Source organism: Psychrilyobacter atlanticus DSM 19335, from assembly GCF_000426625.1.
GTDB classification, from domain to species: Bacteria; Fusobacteriota; Fusobacteriia; order Fusobacteriales; family Fusobacteriaceae; genus Psychrilyobacter; species Psychrilyobacter atlanticus.
In genome coordinates this window covers 302,572-324,661 of the sequence record NZ_KE384548.1, presented here as the reverse complement: position 1 = coordinate 324,661, position 22,090 = coordinate 302,572, and the positions used below count along the sequence as shown (strand labels likewise).

The following is a 22,090-nucleotide window of genomic DNA, read 5'->3' as shown; positions in this document are numbered from 1 at the left end:
AAAATCTAGTGTAATAACTGCATAACAGAGTATGTGATTATTACATATAATATTAATACAACTAATGAAAATAGACCTGGACTTACTTTTTTTCCTAAAAACTTTAATTTCAGGGCATCTATTTTAGCAGGACAGGTTTCGCCATCTACACAATTGAAACATGAAATACAATCTCTTCCGCATATTTTCTTTTCTTTTGACACTTTTATATCCATTGGACAGGCTTTGTCACATCTACCGCAAGATACACATTTTTTTTCATCTCTTTCTATAACTAAAGTTGGTAAAAATTTATGAATTATATTATACATAGCTTTTTGCGGGCATATATATTTACAAAAAAATCTTGGAATTACCAAGGGAATAATCATGATCATGTATTTTTTTAATTTTAAAAATTCAAGAGATAAGGCATTAGATTTATATATTGCCATATGACTCCCCCAAAAATAATCATATCCTCCTATAATTATCAGATAAGCGAACCCTGATAAAAATATATATTTTAACAGTCTCAAAATTTTATCCAATCTTCCTTTTGGTGAAAACTGTAGACTGGGAAAAAGAGTTCTGCCAATTTTTTCTATAAAATAGGATAAGTTTCCAAAAGGGCACAACCATCCACACCAAAAACTTCCAAATACAATAAAAAATAAAAAAGTTACCATCTCTACCTCAAACTCAATTTTTACTCCAAATAAACTTTCTGTAAACCACCCTAACCAGGGTACCAGTAAAAGCACGGTCAAAAACCTTATCAAATCCCTAAGTTCCCTTGTTTTTAATCTATTTTCCATCTATCTCCTCCTCTTTTCGTTGCCATATAATAATAGCTGTATATTAATTGTTTCTTGGACAATTCTTATAATTTTCTTATATATTATCGAGATGAACGGTGTTAGTATAGGAAATAAAAAACCCCTGCTATATTTAGTAGGGGTTTTTTACTTATATTTGTTTAGTTCTTTCTCTTAACCAGTTGACCTCATCTTCATTTAAATATGGAGACAGCTTATTAAATGTAGTGGCATGGTAGGAGTTGATCCATTCCAATTCATCGCTATTTAATAGAGCAGGATCGATAGAATTTATATCAATTGGGAAGAATGATATAGTTTCAAATTCATAAAAAGTCCCGTTCTCATTGGTGAAAGCTTCCTTTACTATAACTGTATTTTCAGTACGAATACCATGTCTCCCTTCTTTATAGACACCAGGTTCAATAGTTAAGTTCATCCCTACCTCTAGTGGAAGATCATGACTTTTCCTAACAGAAAAACCTTGTGGACCCTCATGAATGTTTAGGAAAAATCCAACTCCATGACCAGTTCCACACTTATAATCGATACCTTCTAACCATAGTGGATATCTAGCTAACATATCTAATTTATAACCAGTAGTTCCCTTTAAGAATTTGGCTCTGCTAAGGTTAATTACACTTTTTAATACCAGAGTGAAATCTTTTTTCTGCTCAGGAGTGATATCTCCCAATGAAAATGTCCTGGTAATATCTGTCGTTCCATTGAGGTATTGTCCTCCTGAATCTACCAATAAAAATCCACAAGATTCCAGAGTGTATGTATTTTTTTCATTGGCTTTAAAATGCATAAGAGCTGCATGATCTTTATGTCCTGCAATAGTATCAAAACTTATCCCTTTAAACCCATCTATTTTTGATCTTTCATTTTTAATAATATCCTCTACATCTAGTTCAGTAAGAGGAGTTACTTTAAAATTTTCTTCAATATGTTTAAATCCTTTTAGGAGAGCTATAGAGTCATTTAAATAGCATTCTCTTGAATTTTCTATTTCTATTTCATTCTTAACAGCTTTTAAATGAGTAGTGATCTCCTTATTATGGATAGTTTTATTATTTTCAAGTAATGACTGGATATAGATACTTGTTCTTTCTGGGCTGAGATAGATATTCTTGTTTTTTAAATTAGATAGAATATCTGTAACCTCATCGTAGGATTCTAAAACTACATTATTTTCTTTAAGGTAGCTTTTAGTTTGTTCATCCAGTTTATCTAGATCTATAAATAAAGTAGTCTTATCATCTTCAATAAATGCATATGCATAGAAAGTAGTGTTATTCAATACATCGCTTCCTCTTAGGTTAAAAGTCCATGCAATATCATCTAAAGAGCTGAGAATATAACTATCAGCCCCATGGGAATGGTATATTCCACGAATAATATCAATTTTTTGAGTAACAGATTTTCCCGCATAGCAAAGATCATGAACAAATATATTCTCTTTTGGGAAACTAGGTCTGTCATCCCAGATAGATTCCAATAGGTCGTGCTGAATTTTGAAATTGTCTTCATCAAATCCTTTTTTTAATTCATTGTAGGCAGAAACAGAGATAACTTTTCCATCAAATCCAATAATACTATCACTCTTTAGAACGCTTTTTAACCATTCAGGATAGGTAGGAACTCCATCTTGAGCCATTTTAAAAAGATCAAACCCACTTCCTTCAAGTTCTTTTTCAGCCTGGATAAAGTATCGTCCATCTGTCCAAAGACCAGCAGAATCAGAGGTGATAACAGCAGTTCCAGCACTACCTGTAAAGTTACTGATCCATCTTCTACCTTTAAAATACTCTGCCACATATTCACTTTGATGTGCATCTGAACTAGGAATAATATAAGCATCTATCCCATTTTTACTCATTTCATCTCTAAGTTTTAAAAGTTTATCATTTAACATCTGTACCCCCTTAATAATTTTTAGTGTTTACACATTGAGTAATTAAGCTATTACTTCTACTTCTTCTTCCTCTTCAACTAAGCTATTTAACTTCTTATCCAGTCCCCAAAGAATAATTCCAGCGACGATAGCAATTGCTGCAATAACAAGATATGCCTTTGCAAAGTCAAACTTTAGTGTATATGCATATAAGTAACCATATGATTTACCTGCAAAGAATACCGCTAATACCCAAATACTCATCATTCCAGTTAATAATCTTGGTGGTGAGAATTTTGCGATAAATGAATTCCCTAGTGGTGAGAATACCATTTCACCGGTAGATAATACAACACCCATTGCAATTATCCAGGCGATAGGAGCAAGATTGTTTCCTCTTGAAATGTCAGCCAGTGCAAATATTACATAGGATAATCCCATAAGCATCATACCTAAAGAAGTCTTTTTAAACATACTAAGATCACCCTTAGGTCTCTTAGCTAATGTTGACCATAATTTACCTAATACTGGTCCTAATGCTATACACATAAATGCATTCAATGAATCAAACCAAGCTGTAGGGATTGTAAAGTTTCCAATCATCCAGTTTGCAGCTCCGTTGTCTCCACCCCAATAATAATAAACAGGCATATATGCTAAGTACCATAGTACCCAGAAGATAATTGAGAAGATCGATACTAAAACAATAGCACCAATTCTTTTCTTTTCAATTGTAGTTAAAGGAACTTTTTCTTCCTTTACTTCAACTTTTTTCTCCTCTTTATTCTCAGCAATTTTAAATGGTTTTTTACCTGTATCCCCTAAAAATCTCCAACCATAGATGAAGAAGATTGCATTAACAAACATCACTATTGCAATAACTAAAAAACAGAAAGAATACCCTTTAAATCCTACAAGTAAACCGATAATAGTTGTCCCTAAGAAAGCACCAACATTAACGAATGAATACTGAGTAGAGAATGCTCCATCTAATTCCCCAGGATCATCAAAAAGTCTACCTGTTATAGCGTTTGTCTGACACTTAAATAACCCTGTACCTAGAGATAGTAAGATAATCATTAAATTAACCATCCCAGTACTATTAGCCTGCCATCCTACTAAGTAACCTGCTCCCATGAGTATCATCCCAATAGGTACAAGATATCTCGCTCCAAATACTTTATCTGAAAGATATCCTCCAATTATTGGCGCTAAGTAAGTAAATGCCACCAAGTTAGCCGTCATCTTTGCTGCATCTCCTGGTTCAATTCCTAACCCACCATCTGCTATCTTAGCAACTAAAAATACTGCGATTAACCATTTAGCTGAATAAAACGAAAACCTTTCCAATACGAAAGCCATTGAACATACATAAAATCCAAATGGCTTTTTCCCTGCTTTTTCCATCTTTTTTACCCCCCGATTAAAAAAATTGATATTGCTTTTGTATTTATAAAAAATTAAGTTACTACCTAAAAATCAGATAATAACTTGATTTTAAATACCATAACTATATATTATTAACGAAATCTCTCTCCCAATATGATTCGTTTTTCATTTTATTAAAAATCTTCTGTTTCATAATAAAGTACTTTTTTATTTAGACATATCATTATTCAAAATTATCTGTATAAACAAAGATATGAAATTTCATCTTCTACCTTTACTAAAAATGAACTATCTGCCTCCACTTCAAAGGTATTTCCTGCTTTTATTTCTTCCCAGTTTTCATTTCCAGGTAACTTTACTGTCATCTTGCCACAAGTCACGGTCATAAGCTCCTTCTTAGAAGTCCCGAACTCATATTCCCCTGGAGCCATAACTCCTATTGTTGCTGGTCCTTCACTATTTTCAAAACTAAGAGATTTTACCTTCCCATCAAAATATTCATTTGTATTAAACATTAACCTTCCCCCTTGTTGTCTATTTAGACATTTTTTTTGATTTTTCTGTACAACTTCTCATAGCTGTAATCACTGCATCTCTAAGGCCTTTTTTCTCCAAAGTAGTTACTGCCTCTATCGTTGTTCCCCCTGGAGAACATACCATGTCTTTAAGCTGACCAGGATGCATCCCAGTTTCCATTACCATTTTAGCAGCGCCTAATACTGTTTGAGCTGCCATTTTATAAGCCTTATCCCTTGGCATACCATCAAGGACTGCTCCATCAGCCATAGCTTCTATGAACATATAGACATAAGCCGGTGCAGATCCACTTACAGAAGTAACTACATCCATAAGTTTTTCTTCTACGACCTCTGTACTTCCAAAACTTTCAAATACTGTTATTACCTCTTCTAGTTCATGGGTTTCTATTAACTTGTTAGGAACCATAGAAGACATTCCCTCTCCCACTAGAGCAGGAGTATTAGGCATCACCCTAACAACTTTTATATTTTTACCAAAAGCTGTCTCGGTGCTTTCTATACTTTTCCCTGCGGCTATGGTAACAATAATAACATCACTTTTAACTGTGTCTTTTATCTGTGAAATAATTACATTGTATAGATTAGGTTTTACAGCAAGTACCAGTATATCGCTTCCCTTTGCTACTTCTAAATTATCTGTGGTTGTAGTAACTCCGTATTTATTAGCTGCACTCTCTAAACTATTTTTATTAAGATCGGATACAAGTATATTCTTCCCCTGGAATATCCCTGCTTTTACTACTCCGCCAATCATTGCTTGTGACATATTTCCACAGCCTATAAAACCTATTTTCTTCATTGCTATCCTCCGATTTTTTTATTTTTTCTAAAACTCCTGTTCTGTTCTCTCTATTATCTCATCCTGAAGCGCTTTATCAAGATTCCAGAAGAAATCACTAAACCCTGCAACCCTTACAATAAGATCCTTATATTCTTCAGGATTTTCCTGAGCTTTTAAAAGTATATCCCTGCTAATTATATTGAACTGAATATGATGACCGTCTAATTTGAAATAAGATCTTACTAGATGAGCCAAATTATCTATCCCCTGCTCTCCCTCTACCATAGAAGGTGTAAACTTCTGATTAAGAAGTGTTCCTCCTGTTATCAGGTGATTCATTTTAGATGCTGATTTTATAACTCCTGTAGGTCCTACTCTATCTACTCCCTTAGATGGTGATATTCCATCTGCCAGAGGTTTATTCGCTTTTCTACCATCTGTAGTGGCTCCTATTACTGCACCAAAATACACATGACAAGTAGTAGGAAGCATATTTATTCTATGTTCTCCTCCATTACAGTTAGGTCTTCCATTTACTTCATTATAGTAAGCATAAAATATCTCCTGCATGATGTCATCTGCGTAATCATCATCATTCCCATATTTAGGAGTTTTGTTAACAACCAGATGAAAGATTTCCTCATGCCCTTCAAAATTATCTTTTGCAGCTTCCAATAAGTCCTTCATAGACATCCTTTGTTTATCAAAAACATTGTATTTGATAGACGTCATCATGTCTGCAATATTACCTATACCTACTCCCTGTATATACGAGGTATTATATCTCGCTCCCCCTGCATTATAGTCTCTACCTTTTGTGATGCAGTCATCTATAATTACAGATAGAAATGGTACCGGCATCCTTGTTGCATACAATCTTTCAATTATCCTGTTCCCTTTTACCTTAATATCAATAAAATGCTTTAGTTGTTTTTTATAAGCTTCAAACAGCTCTTCATAAGTAGAAAAAGTTTCCGGATCTCCTGTTTCTATTCCCAATTTTTCCCCACTGAGAGGATCTAACCCATTGTGAAGAGTTATTTCTAATATCTTAGGAAGGTTCAGATACCCTGTAAGAATATAGGCTTCCTTACCAAAAGCTCCAGTTTCTATACACCCGCTGTTTCCACCGCATCTTGCATCTTCTATTGTTTTTCCTGCAATAAGCATCTCCTGGATTACAGCATCTGTATTATAAAGTGCCGGCTGCCCCCATCCTTTTCTTACTACTTCCAGAGATTTCTTTAAAAATCCTTGAGGAGTTTTTTTACTTATATGAACATTTGAGCTTGGCTGTAGCAACTTCAATTCATCCATTACATCTAGTATGATATAACTTACTTCGTTGACACCATCCGATCCATCTGCCTGAACCCCTCCTGTATTAAGGTTGGCAAAATCTGTGTATGTTCCGCTCTCTTTCAGAGTAATTCCTACTTTAGGAGGTGCCGGCTGGTTGTTAAATTTTATCCACAGACACTGCAGCAGTTCCTTGGCTTTTTCTGAATCCATCGTCCCTTGACCTACTCCCTTTAAATAAAACGGGTTTAAGTGTTGGTCCAGTCTTCCTGGAGAAAATGAATCCCAAGGATTTAACTCACTGATTACGCAAAGGTGGATGAACCAGTACATTTGGATAGCTTCTTCAAATGTCTCAGGAGCATGAGCAGGTACTCTGCTGCATCTCTTTGAGATATCCAAAAGTTCCTCTTTTCTTGCAAGGTCGTTTTCCTTCTCTGCCATCTCCTTAGCCAGTTTTGAATAACGTTCTCCTAATATCATTACTGCATCACAGGCTATACTCATTCCCTCTAATTGATGCTTTCTGTCTAGGGCTTTTTCGTCAGTATAAAAATCCAAGGAATCTATGGCTTTTTGTATGTCGACTTTAAAATCTAAAAATCCCTTTGTGTATATTTTTCCGTCTGCTACTGTATGACCCGGTCCTCTCTGCTCCATAAATTCAGTGAAGATCCCTGCCTGATAGCAAGAATTCCATTCATCTGTTACATTATTTAATATAGAGTGACGCATAGATCTTTTTTCCCAGTGAGGAATTATTTTTTCTCTTTGGATATTCTTTGCTTCTTCAGATACCTTAAAAGATATCTTCTCTCTCTGATTCATAACCTCAAAATCATCTATAGTATGACAACATAACTCAGGATAAGTAGGAGTAACTGCCGGTTTTTCTCCCCTTTCTCCTACAATCAACTCACCTTCATTTATACACAGTTCTTTTTTACTCATTAACTCCTTTAACACTAGGGCTCTTAGTACTGGTGTGGAGACACTTCCTTCATGTTTTTTATAAACCTCATCTACTATGATTGCTCTTTCCATTGATATTCTAGGCACTGCTTCTACACTTTGCTTTCTAAGTTTTTTTATTCTCTCTGTCATCATAATTATCCCCCCACTTTCACTTTTATTCCTGCTGTTTTAAATTTTTCTGCTATTTTTTTCATCTCATTCTCAGATGGTTTTTCTTCCCCTGTTAATTTGTATTCTTTATCTAATTTTTCATATTTATCCATACCTAATTTATGATATGGAAGCAGGTTCACCTGTAGTATATTAAGTTTTGATAAAAACTTCACACAATTATCCACATGTTCACTGTCATCATTTATACCTTTTATAATTGGCATCCTTACATATATATTCTTACCCAGGCTGGATAATTTTTTTAAATTTTCTAATATCAATCTATTGGATACACCGGTATATTTAATATGTTTTTCATCATCAAATATCTTTAAATCATATAAAAATAGATCTACCTTATCATGAATTTTCTCTATGTTTTCCCAGTCTGAATAACCACATGTATCAAGAGTAGTATTAATATTGAAATTCTTACATCTTTTTAAAACTTCATTTAAAAATTCCCCCTGCATTAAAGGTTCTCCTCCTGAAAAAGTTACTCCACCTCCTGATTCTTCATAAAATGGGATATCTTTTTTTATGTGAACCATGAGTTCATCTACATGAACTTCTTTGCCTACATGTTCTTTAGCTTCACTTATGCAAAATTCCGCACATCTGCCGCAATTTGTACACTTTTCCAGTTCTACAAAAGGATTTCCATCCTTTAGCTTTATAGCTTCCTCTCTACATATCTTTATACACCTGCCGCAATTTGTACACTTATCTTTACAAGACATAATTTCTTCTTTTAAACTTATATTTTCTGGGTTATGACACCACCAACACTTTAACGGACACCCTTTAAAAAATATAGTAGTCCTTATACCAGGTCCATCATGAACTGAATACCTTTGAACATTTACAATTGTTCCTTTCATTTTTCCTCCCTTTTCAGAAGTAATAATTTTATTTGTTTTATTTTTATTTTATACCGAGAGTATATAACATTTTTTTCACTAAGTCTAGACTAAATTTTATATTTATAAACATTTTGTTTACAAATATAAACATAATGTTTGTTTTCAATATTATGAGAGCCCTCAAAACAGTCTTCAAAGGTAACATTCATTAATAAAAAAAACCTGTTTTTAAAAAACAGGTTTTTTTTATTATTTTTTATAACCGTTAGGTGTTCCTACAGCTATTATTCTTGTTTTCTTACTCGTATTGTTCCCCCAGTTATGGAGAGAATCAGAACTATAGTGTGCACTGTCTCCTGGAAATAGCGTTTCTTCCCTGTCATCCATCACTAAGGTAAGAATCCCTTCTAATACATATATGAATTCCTCTCCGTCATGAGAATATCCCTTTAATCTTTCCTGTTTCTCTTTTGGCAAAATATCTATCATTCTTGGTACCATATCTTTATCTGTAAGGTTATTACTCAAATGATAATGAACAAACTGTGAATTAACCAGTTCATAAACTTCCTTTTCATACCCCCGCATTACTACCTTTTTTTCATTTTTTACTTCCACTTCACGGAAAAAATAAGTAAGTTCCACACCTAGTTCCACTGAAATTCTCTGAAGTACATCCACTGAAATAGTTGTAAGACCTCTTTCCAGCTGGGATAAAAATCCTGCAGATAGATCTACCATTTCTTCCAGACCCCTTAGTGTCATCCCCTTATTTATTCTCAGCTCTTTTATCTTTTCTCCTATATTTTCACCTATATTCTCTAACATATATACTCCTTATGGGTCTTTACTCTTTGAAAATAGTATACTCGATATATATACAAAAGTCTAACGTTAAAATGTTAATTCTATCATCGACAATATAAAATAAGCCGAGGTCTTTTTTATTTTTAATGTTTTAAAATTTGATTCTGAAATTAATTGTAGTAATATACTAATGCTGAAAAAGAGGGGAAATAATATCGCTTTGTGTCAGATGATATTTGAAACCTCTTTAGGATCAAAAAAAGGAGTGATAAAATGATAATTTATAAAGGTAATTTGATCATAGATGTAATCAAAAATACGATTAAAGTAGATTTAGAAATAACCTGTGACAACAATAAAGAAAAATTTTATATCAATAAAAATATGGATACAGTTGAAATAACTTCTAAAAATAATATAACTTATGAAGTAAGTAAAGGTGTTGTTCCTTCTAGTAAAATTATTTCTGAAACAAAAAAAATTTGTCTAGATGGAGGAGAGAAAAACCTAACCTTTAATATAAAATATGCCGGTGAAATAATAAATAATAATACTATTAATCAGGTAAAAGAAGATTGGACAGAGTTAGGATGCTACCTTCCATGGTTTCCAATAAATAAAAAACTGGATAAATGCAAATTTCAGATAGATGTTACCTGTATTGGAGGAGAAAACAGTAAAATATTATATCCTCTTTCCAAAGAAAGTATAATCGACTTCTCATGTCCTGTTTTTATTTCTAATAATCACTCAATGGAGGAGGTTGTCTCGGGAAAAACTAAAGTAATTATTTATTTCAGAGAGAAAGAGGGAAAAGAACTTAAAGATATTATAAAAAATAGTGCCGATAAAATTTTAACTCATTTTATAGAGACTTTTGGAAAGTTAGAGGAAGATATTATCTTGACTGTAGTAATCTCTCCTAGAAAGAAAGGGGGAGACTATTGCAGGAAAAACTTAATCGTGCTCAATGAATCTGAAAATAATCTAGATAAAACTTCCTACGAACAATATTTTGCCCATGAATTAGCTCATCTCTGGTGGACTCATGGAAATATGGATTCATGGGAAGACTGGCTGAATGAATCCTTTGCGGAATATTCTGTCCTTTCCTATGTAAGATCTGAATACGGGGAAAAAGTTTTAACTGAAAAAATTAAAAAATATGAGGAAAAAATTAAAGGAACTCCTCCAATATTTAATTTAGATAGAGGTCATGAAATGAGTTATCTGGCACTTTATCCTAAAGGAGCATTAATTTTAAATAAACTATATGGATTCCTTGGAGAACAGGAATTTAATAGGTTGTTAAAAAGAGTCAGTATGTTAAAGATTAATAACACCTCCCACCTTTTTGAAGTAATTGAAAATGAATTTTCTTCTGAAGCCAGAAAAAAATTAGAGTGGAACCTTCGAAACTTCTAAAAAACTAAAAAGAATCGAGCTGTTTAAACTATACCCTTTGTCAAGTGTCCAGTTTCATGGTTACAGTTTAAAGAGCTCTTAGATCAATTTTTTATAGATAACAAAAACTTCTCAAATTTTAAATGTAATTACTGATACCAAATTCAAATAATTTATAAACAATTGTCAGCATTACACAACCTATTACAAAATCTAAGATTTTCCAAGTTATATCTTTTTTAAATAAAGGAGAAAAAAATCTAGCTCCATACGCTAATCCAAAAAACCAAACAAAAGATGCCATACAGGCTCCTATTACAAAATTTGTTCTATCAACTATCGGGTACCTTGCTCCAATACTTCCAAGTAAAATAACTGTATCAAGGTATACATGTGGATTTAATAAGGTAAAAGCTAATAAAGTTATAAGTGTCACTTTAAGTGAAGTTGAGTCTTCTTTATCTTCTTCTGAGTTTAAACTTTTTGACTGAAACACAGCCATAAAAGATTTTATGCCATACATAGATAAAAATACTATTCCAAATAAGGTTGCTGAAATCATCAGTATAGGAGTTTTACTTATTATAGTTCCTAAGCCCATTGATCCAAGTATGATTAAAAGCATATCTATAATTGAACAAGTCAACGCTGTTATAAAGACGTGCTGCTTCATTATACCTTTCTTAAGCACAAAAGCATTTTGAGAACCAATTGCAATAATCAATCCTGCTCCTACTCCAAAACCTTCAATAATAATAGTCGGATTCATTTTGACTGCTCCTTTTAAAATTAAATTTTAAATCATAACCTAATTAGGTAATAAACTAGATTAATAGTGTATATACTTCAATTCTAACTTAAAAACAATACTTCTTCTAAAATTTTATTTCTCCCTCCTCTACTATTTTCAAAACTAGACAGATATTAAATACACTTTAATCGAATAGTCTTGTTGAAATTTTATTTAAATTTTAAAAATTAATATAGCACTTGGAAAATCAAAACCCATATAGAATATAAAATAAATAACCTTAAGAAAACTATCTAGATTTATGCTTCTCTTCACTTTGTATTTAATTATAAGTCTTTTCTAAAAACTAGAGACAATGATTTTTTATACCTGGAAAAATAATAAATATTTACAACCAGTCCTAAAACGCCTACTAAAGTGCCTAAAGTTATATAACCTAATTTTTCTGCTATAAAGCCACCTAAAAATGATCCTAACAACATCCCCATATTACTCAAAACTAAAGAAATACTTGATAAACGTCCCCTCATATTTCCTGGGATATAGGCCATTATTGAACTAGTTCTAATTGTTATTGTTATAATCCCTAAACTTCCAGTTATTCCCCATATAGTATAGATACCATATAGGGGAGATATAAAAATAAATAAAAGTAATGAATCTATTATAAAATTTATTATTACATATATTTTAAACTTATTCTCAGGGCTGTATGTTACAAATATTGACTGTAAAAATCCTATAATAAACCTAGACCCTGTCATTACTATTCCTAAAATAATATATTTATCCTTTCCTAAATTAACTTTAGACTCAAAATAAGGCAGCATAACAGTCATAATGGCACCCCAGGTAACAGTAGTAAAAAAGATCTTCATATAAATAACATAAATCCCTTTTTCCTTCCTTAAATATACATATCCCTCCTTTAAATTTTCTAAAAATGTAGATTTTGAATCTTTTATCAAATTTTCTTTCACATCTATAAAGCATTCAAATATTGCTACAATCAGATAAGTTATCGAATTAAAGATTAATATCCCAGATAGTCCTATTTTATTATATACAATCAAGAAAATAGGAGCCATCAATCCTTGGGAAACTGGACCTAAAAGAGAGTCTATAGAATATGCTTTTTGAGATTTTCCAGGAGTTATAGTATCTGGTAATAGTGTTGTAAAAGCTGCTGAATAAACTGAATCTAATAAACTTATCAAAAAGTTAAAGCCTAGATATAAAGGCAAACTAAATTCTGTAAAGTATATTACCACTGGCAGTAAAAAAAATAACAAACAATAACAGCAGTCTGTACCTATTACTATTTTTTTCCTACTGTATTTATCTATTATTGGTCCCAACAACGGGGTTATAACTAATTTAGGTATATAATATGCTACATTAAACATAGCAAATAAAAATACAGATTTAGTCATATCAAAAACTGTAAAACTAATAGCCAAAGAAGCCATATAACTTCCCATCATTGATATAAAAGACCCAATTGTTAATAATGTAAAATTTTTATTCCACACTTTATTCTGCTTAGATGCAATATCTATTTCATATGTTATTTTACTCATCTATCTCCCTCCATTTTATTATCTCTTTCTCAAAACTTTCACCTTCTAAAAATTTGAGGGACTCCTCAGCCCAATCAGGAAAATTTTCCCTCTTAAATCCCTCTAAAACAGCAAATATATGTGCTAATATATTGTTCACTGTAATTTCCAACATATTAATTTCTCCATATGATTCAATAAACTTTTCACCACATTTTTTTGTAGAAGAAGTTACATTTAAAATATCAGAAGCTATAAGCCCCTCTCCTAACATATTATAGTCAAACATAAATGCTTCGCTGTAATCCTTGGCAACTATCATATTCACAAAATAAAAATCATTGTATGTTATCGTCCTTCGATCTTTACAAAATTTATGTAATTTATCTATTTCAGAAATTAAAATATCCCATACCTCCTCATTTTTAACATTAATTTTATCTTTAAGAAAAGTAATAGATTCCCTAGTAATTAGATCATACTCAGAATAGAGTTTTATTTTATTATCTTTTAAATATATTTCCCCTTCCCTATGGAGCTTTTGATACCACCTTGCAAGAGGAACTATAACCTTTGGATCAAACACATCTTCTTTTACTGCAAGTCTATATCTATCCGAAAATTTTATATCTTCCATTAAAATAGATGATTCTGCAAAGCTATAAACTGGAATAGTTTGAATTCCTAATTCCATTAATATTTTATAGTTACTAATCTCCCTCTTATAAATTTCATTTTCAAACACTTTTAAAATTTTTGATGACTCTTGATCTTTAACTCTATACACAAGAATCCCGTCTTTATTTGAAACTTCTTCTAGAGTTATTTCTTTTAGATTTTTAACATTGTGTTCTTTTAAAATTTTATAAATTTGTTCCATTTTTACCTCCTAATTAATTTTCCCAAGAGTAAAAAATGTACAAAAAAAAGTCTATTTAGAAATATCCTAAATAGACTTCTGCTTAATTTACTTAAACTAATAGCTATTGATACAAACCTAAACTCTTGGGAAAAGAGTTATTTTGAATAAATAACAATAAATTTAAGCACTAAAAAATACTATAAGTAATTTATAGTCCTGCAATCATAATTATATTACCAAACATCCTCTTTTTATTAAATTACATCTACCCCTGTTAAGTTTCCCATTAATCTTTTACCTCCTTTTAATTTATTTATATTCAGATTGTAGCATTTTATATTTTTATTGTCTAACAAAATTTAAATCAAAAAAGTTATTAAAAAAAGGGACTAAATTAATTTAGTCCCTTAAAAAAATTATTAGAAATTAGTTTTAACCGTTTCTCTTTCAACAATATTACTTTTAAATATCCTTCTAACCTTTTTATCTACTCCATTTATCTGATCAAATAGATCAATTACAGCATTTTCACAGATATTTTTAAAGGGTTGCTGAACAGTTGTAAGTTTTGGATCAAAGAAATCTACGATTTCTAAGTTATCATGACCAATTATAGAGATATCTTCCGGAATAGAAAACCCTTGTTTAATAAGTCCTTTAATAAGCCCTAAAGCTACCTTATCTTGCTGACAGACTACCCCATCAATAGTTTTAAAGAAATTTACTTTTTCAAAAGCTAATCTCTCTCCAGTTTTAAAATCCATTATGTCTTTTATTATATAATCTTTCTCTATTTTCAACTTAGATTCTCTAATAGCCTTTAGATAACCTATAGTACGCTGAGAATAGTTTTTTAATTGTTTGTCATCACTTGTGATAACAGCAATTTTTTTACATCCATTTTCAATTAAATACTGGGTAGCAAGGTAGCCACTATAAACATTATCATTTGTAAATAGTTTCATTGGACCCCAGTATTTATTTGGTTTATAATATACCAATGTATGTGGAATTTTATTTCTTTTTAGTGCTTCTATATCTTCTATTGGGATATCCCTGCAGGCAATTAGAAGTCCATCCACTTCCCTTCCATTGGTAAGTCTTTTTATATTACTTTTTACACGACTTCTACTATTTAAAGTATAAACCACAGCTTCATAATTTTGTTCTTCAACACCCTTAAGGAGGTGTTCTTCTAGAGAACTGAAAAAATCTCTCATATTAAATTTATAAAACCCATCTGGAAATATTATTCCAATACGTTTTGTTTTTTTGTTAGCCAAATTTCTTGCATTTATATTACACTGAAAATTATATTCTTCAGCTATTTTTTTTACCCGGCTCATTGTTTTTTTTGAGACTAATGGGCTATCATTTAAGCATCTAGAAACAGTAGATTCACTTACACCAGCTATTTTTGCTATATCTTTTAATGTTATTGCCATAATTTAACCTACCTTTCTTTCATGTATTTTAATAGTTTCCTATAGAATAAAGAATAATATACTGCAGGAAAAAAAATATTATTAGTATCACTGAATATCTGTCAAATTCTAAAGGTAGTTTAGAAACTCCCTCCTCTGATGTTTCATTGTCTGAAATCATCTTTTCCCTTTGACCAATTAAAGTATATTTATATTTTTCATCTTCACTCTTATTTGATTTTATAAAGCAACTGAATAAATAACCTATAATAGAAGTTATCACAAAACCAATTGCAGGATTCCATATCCAGCTGATCTCAATGTGCTGGCCTATTAAAAATGTAACAATCATCCCCATTATTATCCCAATAGACACACCTTTATCACTACTTTTTACTGTAAACATTGCTAAGAAAAATGCACCACACATGGGGCCAGAAATATAGGATATATATTTTCCAATGACATCTAATACCGATTTCATTGTTCCTGAAAACCCTATTAATGTAAACAGTACTATCAGTATACCAAAAACAACAGAAATAATCATTGTATTTTTTAGTGAAGTAACATCTGCTTTAGTAGAAATAAATCTTTCGTGGATATCTTTTGTGTAAACTGTTGTCATTGAATTAAGCAATGAATCTATACTAGACATGGCCGCTGCAAATATCCCAGATATAATTAACCCAACGACTCCTACAGGAAGATGATTGGATAAAAAATCTATCATTATATCGTTAGAGGAATTAAAGCTTGCTCCTTTATAATAAATAAAAAGCATCACTCCTAATATCATAAAAGAGAAATATACTATATTCATAATAATAGCACTTACAAGAAATGAATTTTTTACGCCTTTATATGATTTTGATGTAAGAATCCTCTGCACCTGCCCTTGGTCTAAACCAAAATATCGAACCCACATAATAAACCCACCTATAAGAGATGCCCAAAATCCATTTGTAGAACTTATATTAAAACTAAAATCAATAGCCTGGAGTTTCCCAGCCTCTCTTGCTATTACAAAAGTATCACCAATCGATAGTCCTGTTGCTTTTAATATAAAGATAAATGCAAATATCAATCCACCCCATAATATTCCCATTTGAGTTGCATCGGTCCATATAACAGCCTTTATCCCTCCTAAAAGGGTATAAACTATAGCTACAACCACTATTATTATTACGCTTATTTTTATATCAAAATTAGTAAATTTATTTATTATAAGAGCAGGTATATAAACCATAGAACTCACTTGAATTAAAGAATTGATTAAAAATCCAAATACAGTTAATGTTCTGCTATAAATTCCTAGCCTTTTTTCCACATACTCATATACAGATGTTAATTTAAGATTATAAAATACAGGAATAAAAGTATAGAGAGCCGCCATTATAGCTAACGGGACAGTAATATTAACCATGAAAGGTCCGATCCCACTACTATATGCCCAGCCTGGTCCTCCTACAAAACCATTTGCACTTATCATTGTAGCTGCGACTGATAATCCTACAGGAAACCATGGCATAGACCTTCCAGCTAAAAAATAATCTTCTTGTGTTTCATTTTTTTTACCCAATCTATAACCAATAAAGATCATTCCGATCATATAAAATATGACTATCATAAAATCAATTTGTGACATTATTTCCCTCCTTTATTATAAGTATAAAGAGGCTGACACTAGGTCAGCCATTTTATTTAGATTATAGGTTAGGATTCATTATTTCCTGAGTTCTTTCAAAGATATCTAATCCTTGTTGTTTTAACCAGTAAGGTAAATCAATCAATACCCAGTTTTCAGTAAGTTTATCCCCTTCTCTGCAATAAACGTCTACAACCTGCATATCAGCATGAATTCCGCCAGGCATCCCTAAAAAACCTCCAAGTGGAGTATTAGAAAGGTTAGGCCAACCAAAGAAACAAGCAAAATTCCCCTCTGCAAATCTACACACATGTCCGTTAAATTTCTTATCAGTCAAGTTGTTTCTAAATGGAAGCTGATGCTGTTTTTGGTATCTAGGAATTGTATAACTAGCACCAATTCCTGCAGGTCCATACCAAATCATATCTTCAGACCATGCTTTCGCCAATACTTCTGGAGGGCATCCCATAGCTCCACTTTCATTTAATTCTGTCAAATCATTGACCATCTTATTTACTAATGCAAGGGTATCTATACCATCCTGCTCAGGAGCATCTTCAAATAAAAGTCCGTCATGGTTTCTCGGCCCTGGATATACAAAATATTGTCCTGTAGAAGGTGGCATAGGATTAACTCCTGCCTGCTGCATAAATCCGATTATATCTATAAATATTCCTGTTTTAGTTATTTTTCCTTCTTCTATACAACTAAATTCAGCATAACGTAGATTAATCATCTTACCGGTAGGTCTGATTCCCATCCACTCTTTATCAAATAACCCCATAAAATGACCCATTGACATTACCCATTCTTCACCACTTATCTCATTGGTTCCTCCAATAAAGATATCTTGTCTTCTCTGCATCTTAGTCAATGAAGTTTTCAATGGAATCCAAAATTTTTCTGCTACTGATTCTGCATCAGTCTGCTCTCTAAAAGGATATACTCCTTTCCAGTTGTAATCTTTTCCTGTGTGTTCTTTTAATACTGACACTATAGTCTCAGGTGTTGCTTTCTCCATAGCCTCAAAGTAATCCCTTACTATTTTTTTACTATTTTGATACTTATTCATAACTCTCTCCTTTTATTTTAAATTTTCATTCAGACACGTTTCTTCTTTTTTATTTTTTACAAGAGTTTCAGGTAGGAAGAACCATATTACTGCTCCTATTAATGCTACTATCATAACTATTGTAAAGACTCCTTTCATCCCCCAAGCTGTTGCTGCTACTCCTGCTACCATAGGCAGTGCAAATGTTGATACTATTCTACCACCATTAAATGATATTCCTGCTGATAAAGAACGGAATTTTTGTGGGAATAACTCTGTATAGTATGCTCCCCAAGCTCCAGAAAATCCAAAAGAAATACCTAATAAGAATGATAGAACGTAAAATAATTTTATGTCTCCTCCTCCTAACTTTGAGAAGAAAAAAATAATTACCGATACTGACGCCATCCCAATAAGTGGAGCTTTCCTACCAAATTTGTCTGAGATGAACCCCCAGAAGTTATAGCCGATAAGTTGTCCTATCCCCTGTAATGAATAGATAGATCCTGCTGTTGCTGCTGACATTCCCAGTACTGTCGTTAAATATGTAGTGGCGTTATTTGAATAACCTGCATAAGATACAAAGTTAGCTCCAGAAAGTAAGATCACTCCTAAACCGATGAAAAAATATTTTCCTTTATACATCTCAAAATAATTGATCTTAATATTTTCTTTTGCAGCTTCCTCTCTCATTTGTTTCATATGAGCAGAATCATCAGGTACAAGGAAAAATACTAGGATAACTCCAATAATAGGTGGTATGATAGCTGTCCATAAAAGGATTTTCCAGTTAGCATCTCCCAAAGCTCCATACAACTGACCTGCAAATATCATAGCTACTGAAAAAGTACTTGTACAAATCGCAGCTAATTTACCCCTGTATTTTTGTGGGAATAACTCTGTAATTAGAGGTATCGCAGTTCCAAATACTCCTCCTAATGAAAACCCTGTTACAAATCTAGCTCCCCTCCATAAATTGTAGCTGGTAGGATCCAGTAATGGTAAAAAAGTCATAGATGCAAAGAGCAAGGCTATTCCCATAAGAGTTTTCTTTTTTCCAAACCTAGTAGAACACATACCAAATATAATTGTTCCAGGTATTGTTCCAAATGATAGAATTGCAAAGATCGATGATGCATTCTGCAAAGTAAATCCAAACTCATTAATCAATGTTGGTCTTACAAAGGTCCCAACCATAAAATTATAGCAGTAAAAAAAGTATATTGTTAAGATAGCTACAAATGCAGCTATCCTTCGCCCCATCGAAAAGTCTACCCCTAAGATAGCTTTTTCTTCATTATTATTATTCAAAATATCCCCCCTAGTTACTTCTAATATAATTAAAAAATTTCATATCCAATATTTATAAATTTTAATTTCTATTGACCTTGAATAAAATCATCATCATTTTCAACATGAATTTGTCTCAATACATCCAACCCATCAAAAGTAACCCACTCTTCGGTAATCATACCATCTTTAACTCTTAAATGATTTATACCAAATATTTCTACCGGCTTTCCACTTGGCTGACCAAAGAATCCAATACCTTCGTGCATTCCAGAGATTCTCCATCTAACCGATACATCCCACGAGTCTTTTCCGGGGATCTCATTACAAGTTACTCTTTCTATCATAGTTCTTCCATTAGGAACAGATGCGAATAAACTTACTAAAAATCCCTGTAATTGACTTTCACCGATAAGTTCCTTATTACAAATCGAATGAATAACAGCATTTTCTGTATAATATTCTCTGACTTTATTAAAATATCTATAATTCCATACATTTTCATACATAGAAAGTATAAAATTTCCAATATCAAAATTTCCATTATCATCTGTTGTTTTATTTATTGTAAGTTCAGGAACAAATTGTCCTTTTCTATTTTCTGCAAGGCCAAATCTTGATTGTAGTGCTGGAGCCTTTGTTTTAAATCCTTTAGCCATTCTCTTAGCTACCTCGATTGGATCAAATCCCAATTGTTTAACAATATAAAGGTTATCTCTTACTAACCATTCTTCTATAATTCTATTCTTATAAATTTTACAGTCAACAGTTGTTCTAAAAAATGCTTTTTTTCCTGTTGCAGGTCCAAAACCGCTGTCCCCAAGATTAGTAGCATTAGACACAATCCTATGGGAAGAATAATATGTATTATCAGGATCGGCTGCCCATACGACATTTTCTCCAACTAATCTTCTATCAGGAAAAGCATGTAATGTTTGAAGTGTATTTGAAACAACATCATTCATTCCTTGCAGATTAAAAGATCCACAGTGCATCGTTACATCATCGTGATATGTATCATAAATTACTCCGATTCCTCTTTCTTCCCAGATATTGTGAGTGATTCTCATAATGTAATCTACAAAATCACAATATTTTTTATCAAACCCCTCCATATCCTGTTTAACCTCAGTGTTTTTAGATAACTCATTATACGAATGAAAATGAACTGGTGTAACTTCACTGGTTTCTCCAAAAAAAACCTTTCCTGTTGGGTGAGTTTTTATTTTTGGTTTTACAGCTTTAGTAGTTGAATCCTGTTTAATAACCGTTACTTTTTCTAGTTTTTTTTCCATGTTATTTTCTTTCAAATTTACCCCTCCATTTTGCAATCGCTTGCAATAAAAAATAAAAAAATAATAAAACGAATCTTTTCGTACTAGAATATTACAATTTATATACTTAAAAGTCAAATTAAATTTAAATTATTTTGAAAGCGATTGCAAAAATTAAATATATGTTTAAATATAATTACACTTAATTTTTAAAACTTCATTCATAAATTTATGGACATCCCCCTAAAATTTCTGTGAAAATAATAATAATAATAAACTTTTTTTAGAGCTGTATCTCAAATTTCTTAAGTGTTTCAATAAAAAAATATATTGTGCACACTATTGTGGTGTGAAAATAATATTCCTTATTGACTTTGCTATAAAATAAGAATACAGTTGATTAAAAGACTATACTTAGAACCATAGAGTGTTACAAATTATAAAGATCGGGAGTAGTGATATTTATGAATAATAGCAGAGTACCAAAACCAGAATGGTTAAAAATAAACTTAGGAAGTGTTAAAGGTTTTCAAAATATAGAAAACATTTTAAAGGAATTAAACTTAAAAACAGTATGTAAAGAAGCAAACTGCCCTAATAGAGCAGAGTGTTATTCTAGTGGAACTGCTACTTTTTTGATAATGGGGGGAATCTGCACTAGAAAGTGTAAATTTTGTAATGTAAAAGATGGTTCACCAAAAAGTTTGGATATTGATGAACCTAAACATATTGCTGAGGCTGTTAAGAAACTTAAATTAAATTATGTAGTTATCACATCGGTAACCCGGGATGATTTAGTTGATGGGGGTGCTGGTCACTTTGCTGAGGTTATAAAAGAGATAAGAGAAATTAATAAAAATGTCAGAATTGAAATATTGATTCCTGACTTAAAAGGGAGTGAAGACTCTTTAAATATAGTTTTAAAAGCAATGCCCGAAGTATTAAACCATAATATCGAAACAATCCCAAGATTATATGAACTCGTAAGACCAGAGGCTGAATATAATAGAAGTTTAGAGATCTTGAAAATGTCAAAAGCAATAGATCCAAGAATTAAAACCAAATCTGGAATAATGTTAGGATTGGGGGAAACCCGGGAAGAAGTTATTGAAGTCTTTAAAGACTTGAGGAAAAATTCTTGTGATCTATTAACTATAGGTCAATATTTAAGACCTTCAGAAGAACACTACCCTATGTCTGAATACGTAACTCCTGAAGAGTTTGAGTGGTACAAGGAAAAAGCTGAAGAAATCGGATTTGAAGGCGTGGCTTCTGGACCTCTTGTTAGAAGTTCTTATAAAGCCTGGCAACTATATAATGATTAAGG

The 22,090-nt window shown here is 31.9% G+C and carries 18 protein-coding genes; 2 read left to right on the top strand and 16 right to left on the bottom strand.

The features are described from left to right. Positions 1-5: 5 nt before the first annotated feature. The 8 genes from K337_RS0113315 to K337_RS0113280 all read right to left on the bottom strand — a co-directional run bounded on the left by K337_RS0113315 (position 6) and on the right by K337_RS0113280 (position 9,521). The gene (locus K337_RS0113315) at positions 6-797 is read right to left on the bottom strand and encodes a 4Fe-4S binding protein (RefSeq protein ID WP_028857037.1); all 792 of its coding nucleotides are present in this window, start codon (positions 795-797) and stop codon (positions 6-8) included. Positions 798-948: 151 nt separating this feature from the next. Beyond that, positions 949-2,715, bottom strand: coding sequence for an aminopeptidase P family protein (locus K337_RS0113310; RefSeq protein WP_037029929.1), 1,767 nt, complete (start codon positions 2,713-2,715; stop codon positions 949-951). A 42-nt stretch (positions 2,716-2,757) separates the two neighbouring features. Further along, a complete protein-coding gene (locus K337_RS0113305) occupies positions 2,758-4,101 on the bottom strand; it encodes a peptide MFS transporter (RefSeq protein ID WP_028857035.1) in 1,344 nt (447 codons plus the stop codon). 215 nt (positions 4,102-4,316) lie between these two features. Beyond that, positions 4,317-4,598 (bottom strand): pyrimidine/purine nucleoside phosphorylase, encoded by a 282-nt coding sequence (ppnP, locus tag K337_RS0113300; RefSeq protein ID WP_028857034.1) that lies wholly within the window; start codon positions 4,596-4,598, stop codon positions 4,317-4,319. Between the two features lie 19 nt (positions 4,599-4,617). Next, entirely contained in the window at positions 4,618-5,421 is an 804-nt protein-coding gene (gene proC / locus K337_RS0113295) for a pyrroline-5-carboxylate reductase (protein ID WP_037029927.1), read from the bottom strand. A 27-nt stretch (positions 5,422-5,448) separates the two neighbouring features. Beyond that, complete coding sequence (hypD, locus tag K337_RS0113290) at positions 5,449-7,809, bottom strand: trans-4-hydroxy-L-proline dehydratase (protein ID WP_028857032.1); 2,361 nt, start codon at positions 7,807-7,809, stop codon at positions 5,449-5,451. Positions 7,810-7,811: 2 nt separating this feature from the next. Continuing rightward, positions 7,812-8,711: a trans-4-hydroxy-L-proline dehydratase activase gene (locus K337_RS0113285; RefSeq protein ID WP_037029924.1), complete on the bottom strand. Its 900-nt coding sequence runs from the start codon at positions 8,709-8,711 to the stop codon at positions 7,812-7,814. Positions 8,712-8,942: 231 nt separating this feature from the next. Then, a complete protein-coding gene (locus tag K337_RS0113280) occupies positions 8,943-9,521 on the bottom strand; it encodes a helix-turn-helix domain-containing protein (RefSeq protein WP_211226110.1) in 579 nt (192 codons plus the stop codon). A 252-nt stretch (positions 9,522-9,773) separates the two neighbouring features. Here K337_RS0113280 and K337_RS0113275 point away from each other — a divergent pair, with 252 nt between their 5' ends. Next, positions 9,774-10,925, top strand: coding sequence for a M1 family aminopeptidase (locus tag K337_RS0113275; RefSeq protein ID WP_028857029.1), 1,152 nt, complete (start codon positions 9,774-9,776; stop codon positions 10,923-10,925). A gap of 118 nt (positions 10,926-11,043) precedes the next feature. On the opposite strand, the gene K337_RS0113270 is transcribed toward K337_RS0113275, so the two are convergent. From K337_RS0113270 to K337_RS0113235, 8 genes are all read right to left on the bottom strand, one after another. Continuing rightward, positions 11,044-11,673: a LysE/ArgO family amino acid transporter gene (locus K337_RS0113270; RefSeq protein WP_028857028.1), complete on the bottom strand. Its 630-nt coding sequence runs from the start codon at positions 11,671-11,673 to the stop codon at positions 11,044-11,046. A gap of 308 nt (positions 11,674-11,981) precedes the next feature. Next, entirely contained in the window at positions 11,982-13,235 is a 1,254-nt protein-coding gene (locus tag K337_RS0113265) for an MFS transporter (RefSeq protein WP_028857027.1), read from the bottom strand. After that, positions 13,228-14,094 (bottom strand): hypothetical protein, encoded by an 867-nt coding sequence (locus K337_RS0113260; RefSeq protein WP_028857026.1) that lies wholly within the window; start codon positions 14,092-14,094, stop codon positions 13,228-13,230. The genes K337_RS0113265 and K337_RS0113260 overlap by 8 nt, the downstream gene beginning before the upstream one ends. A gap of 401 nt (positions 14,095-14,495) precedes the next feature. Beyond that, positions 14,496-15,521, bottom strand: coding sequence for a LacI family DNA-binding transcriptional regulator (locus K337_RS0113255; RefSeq protein ID WP_028857025.1), 1,026 nt, complete (start codon positions 15,519-15,521; stop codon positions 14,496-14,498). Between the two features lie 28 nt (positions 15,522-15,549). Continuing rightward, the gene (locus tag K337_RS0113250) at positions 15,550-17,148 is read right to left on the bottom strand and encodes a sodium:solute symporter family transporter (protein ID WP_037029922.1); all 1,599 of its coding nucleotides are present in this window, start codon (positions 17,146-17,148) and stop codon (positions 15,550-15,552) included. Positions 17,149-17,209: 61 nt separating this feature from the next. Next, on the bottom strand, positions 17,210-18,220 hold the full coding sequence (locus K337_RS0113245; RefSeq protein ID WP_028857023.1) for an ester cyclase: 1,011 nt from the start codon (positions 18,218-18,220) through the stop codon (positions 17,210-17,212). Positions 18,221-18,232: 12 nt separating this feature from the next. Next, the gene (locus K337_RS0113240) at positions 18,233-19,510 is read right to left on the bottom strand and encodes an MFS transporter (protein ID WP_211226109.1); all 1,278 of its coding nucleotides are present in this window, start codon (positions 19,508-19,510) and stop codon (positions 18,233-18,235) included. A gap of 68 nt (positions 19,511-19,578) precedes the next feature. Further along, on the bottom strand, positions 19,579-20,799 hold the full coding sequence (locus tag K337_RS0113235) for an ester cyclase (RefSeq protein ID WP_211226108.1): 1,221 nt from the start codon (positions 20,797-20,799) through the stop codon (positions 19,579-19,581). Between the two features lie 428 nt (positions 20,800-21,227). Between K337_RS0113235 and lipA the strand changes: the two genes are divergently transcribed. Then, positions 21,228-22,088: a lipoyl synthase gene (gene lipA / locus K337_RS0113230; protein WP_028857020.1), complete on the top strand. Its 861-nt coding sequence runs from the start codon at positions 21,228-21,230 to the stop codon at positions 22,086-22,088. The last annotated feature ends 2 nt before the right edge of the window (positions 22,089-22,090 follow it).